The organism is Kribbella sp. (genome assembly GCF_035687465.1).
GTDB lineage: Bacteria > Actinomycetota > Actinomycetes > Propionibacteriales > Kribbellaceae > Kribbella.
Map to the genome: position 1 here is coordinate 1 of NZ_DASRXP010000527.1, position 5,417 is coordinate 5,417.

General features: G+C 68.6%; 5 protein-coding genes. 4 read left to right on the forward strand and 1 reads right to left on the reverse strand.

The window, feature by feature from the left end:
* Window positions 1–9 precede the first annotated feature (9 nt).
* Both VFG33_RS27925 and VFG33_RS27930 read left to right on the forward strand, forming a co-directional pair.
* On the forward strand, window positions 10–174 hold the full coding sequence (locus VFG33_RS27925) for an isoprenylcysteine carboxylmethyltransferase family protein (RefSeq protein WP_325055952.1): 165 nt from the start codon (window positions 10–12) through the stop codon (window positions 172–174).
* The gene (locus VFG33_RS27930) at window positions 171–1,280 is read left to right on the forward strand and encodes an NAD(P)/FAD-dependent oxidoreductase (protein WP_325055948.1); all 1,110 of its coding nucleotides are present in this window, start codon (window positions 171–173) and stop codon (window positions 1,278–1,280) included. Before VFG33_RS27925 ends, VFG33_RS27930 begins: the two co-directional genes overlap by 4 nt.
* Before the next feature lie 268 nt (window positions 1,281–1,548).
* Here the strand turns inward: VFG33_RS27930 and VFG33_RS27935 are convergent, their stop codons facing one another.
* Complete coding sequence (locus VFG33_RS27935; protein ID WP_325055949.1) at window positions 1,549–3,102, reverse strand: helix-turn-helix domain-containing protein; 1,554 nt, start codon at window positions 3,100–3,102, stop codon at window positions 1,549–1,551.
* Window positions 3,103–3,192: 90 nt separating this feature from the next.
* Here VFG33_RS27935 and VFG33_RS27940 point away from each other — a divergent pair, with 90 nt between their 5' ends.
* Both VFG33_RS27940 and VFG33_RS27945 read left to right on the forward strand, forming a co-directional pair.
* Window positions 3,193–4,470 (forward strand): NAD(P)/FAD-dependent oxidoreductase, encoded by a 1,278-nt coding sequence (locus VFG33_RS27940; protein WP_325055950.1) that lies wholly within the window; start codon window positions 3,193–3,195, stop codon window positions 4,468–4,470.
* A 328-nt stretch (window positions 4,471–4,798) separates the two neighbouring features.
* Window positions 4,799–5,417: hypothetical protein (locus VFG33_RS27945; RefSeq protein ID WP_325055951.1), on the forward strand; the 619-nt coding region annotated here is incomplete at its 3' end.

The window sequence follows — 5,417 nt, forward strand, 5'->3', positions numbered from 1 at the left end:
TATCGGTGGCTGCGGCATCCGAACTATGTCGCGGTGATCGCGGAGGGGATCGCGTTGCCGCTGGTTCATACGGCCTGGGTGACGGCGGCCGTCTTCACGTTGCTGAACATCCCGCTGCTGGCGGTTCGGATCCGCGCGGAGGAGGCGGCTCTGGACACCGCGCTGGCGAAGTGATCGACCTGCTGGTCGCCGGAGGCGGGCCGGCAGGTGCGGCGACGGCCATCCGGGCGGCTCTGGCGGGGCTGGAGGTAATCGTGGTCGAGCCTCGAGAGGTGCCGCAGGACAAGGCTTGTGGCGAGGGGATCGCCGGAAGCGCGGTGGATTATCTTCAGCGCTTGGGGGTGTCTCCGGCCGGGCGGCCCTTTCATGGCATCCGGTACCTGGATGCCGGTCACTGCGTCGACGCCCGCTTTCGGGTGGGGCCGGGCTTGGGGGTCCGCCGAACCACTCTTCAAGAGTCCTTGCACAACCGGTTGGCGTCGCTTGGAGTCCCCGTACTGCGCGACCGGGTCTCGGTCATCACACAGGACCTCACCTCGGTAACAGCCGCCGGCATCACCGCCCGCTACCTGGCAGCCGCCGACGGCCTGCACTCACCAATCCGCCGCAGCCTCGGCCTCACCGGCCAGCCTCACCTCGGCGCGCTCCGCAGCCTAGGCCCGCTCGCCCGCCTGGGACCGGCAGCTGGTGAGGCACGCAGCCGGATCGGACTCCCGACCCCTGCGGCCGTGGAGGTGCGGCGTGGGCTCCGGAGGCACTACTCCGTTGCTCCGTGGAGTGAACTGGTCGAGGTCTACTGGTCGCCGCTGGGCGAGGCTTACGTGACGCCGGTGGCGGACGATCTGGTCGGCGTGGCCGTGCTGACGTCCGAGCGAGGGTCCTTCGACTCTCATCTCGCCGCTTTTCCCGCGTTGCAGCGGCGATTAGCGGGTGCGGTGCCAGCTGGGACGGTGCTTGGAGCCGGGCCGTTGCGGCAACGGGTCCGGGGACGCGTCGCGGGCCGGGTGCTTCTGGTCGGAGACGCCGCGGGCTACGTTGACGCGCTGACGGGCGAGGGGATCGCGGTCGCGCTGCGGACCTCGGCGGAGCTGGTCCGCTGTGTCGAGCGGGACGATCCCGCGGCTTATGAAGCAGCCTGGCGCCGAGTGTCGTGGGAGTGCAGGTTCCTCACCGGCTCGTTGCTCTGGGCCCGCAACAGATCGTTGCTCGCTCCCCGCATCGTCCCCGCGGCCGCTGCACTGCCAGGAGTCTTCGCCGCCATCGTCAACCGGCTCGGCTAGCTGTCCTGGCGCCAGGGCCGGGAAATATATGGGGCCCGGCGGTCGCTCAGACAACCGCCGGGCCCACAAAGCCCGAGCATCCTGGTGAAAAGCTCGGACGGGTTGCCCCAGCTTCCTGGTGAAAAGCTGGGACAGTCCTTGGTGTTTCTGAGGTCTACCTTTCCAGCCGGATGTTGCCCAACCATTGCCGGAATATGAAGCCTTGTTTCCTAGCGGTGTGGCGAACGTCTCAACCCCAGCGCCATCAGATGACCCGCCCCCGTGCAGGTCAGTGTTCTGTGCGGACGGCGGCTATCTGGAGTTGGAGGGCCAGTCTTTCCTTCGGGTCGGTGAGATCCAGCGTGGCGATCTCGCCGATCCGCTTCATCCGGTGCCGCAGGGTGTTCGTGTGCAGATGTAACTGCTTGGCCGCCTGCTGCGGCTGCCCCGGATAGTTCAGCCACGCCTGCAACGTGTCCACGAACCCGGTGTCGTGCTCAATATCGTGCCGCAACAACGTAGCCAGCGGCCCATCCAGCTTGGTCGTGTCCAGCGACGTCACCGCCCGGTGCACAGTCAGCACGTGCCACGCCTGGTCCACGCGTAGCGCCGGCCCCGGAGCCACTCCCCGGCGTACCAGCCCCAGTAGCTCGACCGCCTCCGCCCGGGAGCTCGGGAGATCCGCCGGACCATGTGCACGCCCGCCGGCCGCGGCCGTAGTACCAGGGGAGTCCTTGGCGAGGTCCGTGACCAGCTTGCGCAACCAGCGCCACGACCCGGGCCCGTCAGCGTCCGACACCACCGCAAGCACAGTCCCGTCGAGATCGGCCAGCAGCGGCTCGCTCCACCCGTTCCGGCGACCATTCGCCTCCCACAGATCCAGCTCCTGCGGTACGTCGTACCCGGCAGGCGAACCAAGCGCGACCACCCGCCACGGAGGCGACGGCAGCCGTACATCCACGGGGGTGTCGGGGGAGAACTGGCGCAAGACAGTCCGCAGCCGGTCGATCGCACTGCGCCGCGCGACGTCTGCCTGAGCCCGGAGCCGCAGAAGGTGCAGTGCCAAAGCAGACGCCGCATTGCTCAGCTCTGCAGTCACCTCCGCACTAACTGGCCCGTCTACCACCGCCCAGATGGACCCCAGCCACTCACCACCAGCCCGAACCGGTACTACGAGTCGCGGGCGAATGCCGTTCGGCCCGTCAGGCACCAGGAACGGTTCACTCGAGCGCGCGAGCCGCCGGAAGATCCCCCGAGCCCGGAAGTGCGCGATCACCTCGGCGGGCACCCGGCGACCGACGATCGTCGACACCCGCGTCGGATCTGTGTCGTCGACGTCATGTTGAGAGGAGTACGCCAGGACTCGCGACTGGTTGTCCTCGATCGTCACCGGCGCGTCCACGATCGCCGCAGCCGCGTCTGCCAGAGCAAACAGCTCCTGGTGCACCCCAGCATCACCGGCTGCGGGGGAGTCGGGTGCGGCCGCGCGGTCGATCACCCCGCGCAGCAGCCAGACCACGTGTGCCCAGGTGACGCTCGGCTGGAGCGCGACCAGAGTAAGGAGCCACCGCTCGGCTGTGGCCACTACGGCCGGATCCTGCGCGAGCCCGGTTCGCAGTACGACGCCTGAAGCGTTGCCGGCAGCACAGCGCTCGACCAGCTCGACAGCCTCCTCGGCGTTCCGCAGCCCTAGGCCGAGGACCAGATCGCCGGGCCCACCTGTGGCAGGCTCCTGCGGATCAGCGAGGAAGACATCGCGTACTTCGCTGTCGGCGCTGCCGGTGACGACGATCTCGAACAGGGCCGGTCCGACGGCAACGACCAGGTCAGGCGCAGTGATCATGAGGTTATTGTGCTCTCACCACCGTCATTCCATGCATCAGTGGTGCGATCGCACCATGACAGCGGTCCGGCGGGGACGGACCATCGATACATGGTCGCAGTTGGTTCTTCAGCCCAGGGCACTCACATCGTTCCCGACCGGGTCGCCGTCGTCGGCGCCGGCATGGTCGGCCTCTCCACTGCCTGGTTCCTCCAGGAAGCCGGGATCGAGGTCACCGTGCTGGATCGCGAGGGCGTCGCCGCCGGAGCGTCCTGGGGCAACGCCGGATGGCTCACCCCCGGCCTCGCCACCCCGCTGCCGGAACCGGCCGTCCTCAAATACGGCGTCCGCGCGGTGCTGAGCCCCTCCTCGCCGGTCTACGTACCGCCGACGGCGAGCCCGCGGTTGCTCAGCTTCCTGACCCGCTTCGCTCGCAACAGCACCGCCGGACGCTGGAAGACCGCGATGGAGTCGCTGGTCCCGATCAACCGCCAGGCCCTGTCCGCGTTCGACCTGCTGGCCAAGGCCGGCGTCGAGGCGGAGACCTACGAGGCGAAGTCGTTCCTGGCCGCCTACCGGACCGAGACCGAGCGGTCGGTCCTGCTGGACGAGATCGAGCACATCCACGCGGCCGGCCAGGGCATCGAGTTCGAGGCGATCAGCGGCGACGACGCCCGCGAGATCGAGCCGTCGCTGTCCGACGAGATCGGCGCTGCGATCCGGCTGCACGGTCAGCGCTTCATCAACCCGGGCGAGTACGTGAAGATGCTGGCCGACTCGGTCGTCGCCCGCGGCGGCCGGATCATCGCGAACTCGAACGTCTCCGACGTGGTCGACGAGATCCGCGGCGTTCGCATCGTCACCGCCGACGGCGAGAGCGAGCCGTACGACGCGGTCGTGATGGCCACGGGCGCGTGGCTCGGGGATCTGGCCCGCCGGTTCGGCGTGAAGACCGTCGTCCAGGCCGGTCGCGGCTACAGCTTCAGCGTGCCGATCGCGCACGTACCGGCCGGCCCGGTCTACTTCCCGGCCCAGCGGATCGCCTGTACGCCGATGGGCGACCGGCTCCGGGTCGCCGGAATGATGGAGTTCCGCAAGCCCGACGCCAAGCTGGACCCGCGCCGGATCGACGCGATCGTGGAGGCGGCCCGGCCGCTGCTGCGGGACGCAGACCTGGACGCCCGCACCTTCGAGTGGGTAGGCCCGCGCCCGTGCACCCCGGACGGCCTGCCGCTGATCGGCGCCACCTCGTCCCCCCGCGTCTTCGCGGCCGGCGGCCACGGCATGTGGGGCATCACTCTCGGCCCGATCACCGGACAGCTCCTGGCCGAAACCATCACCACCGGCCGTCCGCCGGCCGAACTGGCGCCTTTCAACCCGCTGCGCTGACCACCCCTCTTCCCGGCCGGCTGGGTCACCTCCCAGCCCCTGCTCCAGCCGGCCGGGATGCCCTGAACGACCCGCCACGCAAGGCGGGGTAGCCGCATCTGCCCGCGGGCCTGATGCCGCGAGAGCGTGATCCCCGGCCCGCCGCCCTGCACGGCGCAAGGACCGGGGAGTCACGCTCTCTGGCATTTCCGGCCCCGGTGCCGAGCAACCCTGGACCCCCACCCTCCGGTGGAAAAGTCACGCAGCGCGACACCTTGCCGCAATCCGGACAGCCATGGATCATCAACCGCATCCAGGGGTGGATTCGCCGAGGGGGGCTTCGGTTCGGATGGCTGATTTGTTCCCGTCTGGCTTCGACCAGACGTACTTCTGCGACGCTCCGTGGTCGGAGCGGGTCAAGCGCTGGGTTGCCGATCGCATCGACGTCGGTTTCTCCGGCGGCAACGAGAAGATCGTCCGCAGGTCACTGGAAGACTCGGAGACCGGCCTCCGAGTGGTCGTGAATATCACCGCGGTCTCGTTGCTGGTGGTGTTCGCGACCAACCAGTATCTGAACCTCTACGACAGACCGCGGATCGGCGGCAAAGCGCCGGAACCATCCGAAGCCCGCGAGCGGGTCGACAAGACCCTGAAGCTCGGACAGACCACCTACTTCGGTGCGGTAGCGCTCGGTGGGACCGGAGTCCGGTACTACGGCGAGTACTGCATGGTGCTCAATCTGGATCAGGTTGCCGACACCACACGGCTCTTCGATCGGGATTCCTTCGACATCCTGGAAGAGCCGCTCTTTGACCTGATCCTGAATGAGCCGTCCGCTGACCCGTCGATGACCTCCCAGCGAATCGACGCCCTGCGCGGCGTCTGGGGTCCTGATCGCGTCGACATGGCGGTCCGGCGGGTCCTTCCCGAGCTGGGACACGACACCCGCCTCGTCACCAGCGGGACGA